The organism is Pedobacter africanus, from assembly GCF_040548825.1.
GTDB lineage: Bacteria > Bacteroidota > Bacteroidia > Sphingobacteriales > Sphingobacteriaceae > Pedobacter > Pedobacter africanus_A.
On sequence record NZ_JBEPSL010000012.1, the window covers coordinates 1 to 1,555 of the forward strand.

Below are 1,555 nucleotides of genomic sequence, written 5' to 3' on the forward strand. Positions count from 1 at the left end.
AGTAGGTCGGTGCCAAATCTTAAAGAAAGCCTGTAGCCATAAACTACAGGCTTTTCTTGTTTAGTGAACTATCGGCTATTCCTTAAGCCCCCCCCCTCCACGCCTGCTGAAAAACAACCACTCAGCATTCAGGAATATCAGCCCGCTGATGATCCCTATCAAACAACAGTAAGGTCAGAGCTTTGGTTGACCTTAAAATGTATGTTATTTAAGGTGTGTATGCTGAATAAATATTTGTTTAAGGTCTGATTTTCAATTGGCCTTAAAAATTAGCTATTTTTAAGGTGTCTTCTGTTATTTTATGTATATTTGAAAACATGACCTATCGCATTAACTCTGACCGAAATAAACCCTGGAACGATTTGCCAGACCTGCCCATAGCTGCAAAGCTGTATGAAGATCTGGAAGTTTACCGGCAACTCGGTAATGCCAAGGCGGCGCTTGGCCGCTTGCAGGGAAGGAGTATCGCGATACCCAATCAAGGCTTGCTGATTAATTCTATAAGTTTGCAGGAAGCAAAAGCATCAAGTGCCATCGAAAATATATTCACCACAGACGATGAATTGTATAAAGCTTATAGTGAAGACCAGACAAAGCAAACAGAAGGACCTGCCAAAGAAATCCTGAACTACAGAGAAGCTTTATGGCTTGGTCATCAATATCTGCAGGAAAACCATGTTTTTGATGAAAACTATTTTATAAAGATGTATAGGGTGGTTAGCCAGTTTAATGACGGGATCAGGACCCCGGTTGCACAGATTTATATTAAAGAGGGAGGGACTGGTCCGAATGCGGGAAAAGCATTTTATACACCACCCAGAGGTAAGGGAATAATTGAAGATAAATTAAACAACCTGATCGAATTTTTGAATGACGATGAAAAGTATACTTTGGACCCACTGCTAAAAATGGGGATAGGACATTTTCAGTTTGAAGCAATACACCCCTTCAGAGATGGAAATGGGCGAACCGGGAGGATCTTTAATATTCATTATCTGACCAAGAAGGGATTATTGGATTATCCTATTTTATTTCTAAGCAGCTATATCATGGAGCATAAAGAAGAATACTATGCAGGATTAGCAGGAGTTACACAACGGGGAAACTGGAAGAACTGGTTGTTATATATATTGAAAGCAGTTGAGGTTACATCGAACCTTACCTACAATAAGATCAATGATATCCTGCTGGCTAAGGAAGCCATTCTTGATGCCATTGTTGAAAATGGAAATATTGCCAGGCCGGAATCACTGGTTAACGCTTTATTTACACAGCCCTTTACAAGGGTTAAGCACTTTACCAATTCGGGTCTTTACTCGGAAAATACAGCCAGAAAGTATTTGGACCAGCTGGCAAATATGGGGATTCTTGAAAAAAGGATGATCCAGGGAGGCAGCTATTATCTGAATCTTGAACTGTACCGGATACTTTCGGAGTGATGAAACAGAGATGCCGAACATTTTTTTTCAATTTTTTCTTATTGTTTTTTAGTGAGTTAAGTTTTTTCTTGTTAAAAGTTGTTGGGGATAGTTTGCGGGGATAGATATTTTTTCTA

Annotated in this window: 1 protein-coding gene; it reads left to right on the forward strand. The window is 39.5% G+C overall.

Going from position 1 to position 1,555, the window contains the following annotated elements; translation table 11 throughout:
- Window positions 1–317: 317 nt before the first annotated feature.
- A complete protein-coding gene (locus tag ABIE26_RS26535; RefSeq protein WP_310147127.1) occupies window positions 318–1,439 on the forward strand; it encodes a Fic family protein in 1,122 nt (373 codons plus the stop codon).
- Window positions 1,440–1,555 lie beyond the last annotated feature (116 nt).

Bases quoted from the DNA above. Each gene is read 5' to 3' on its own strand.
- ABIE26_RS26535 (WP_310147127.1), top strand. From the start codon at position 318: ATGACCTATCGCATTAACTCTGACCGAAATAAACCCTGGAACGATTTG.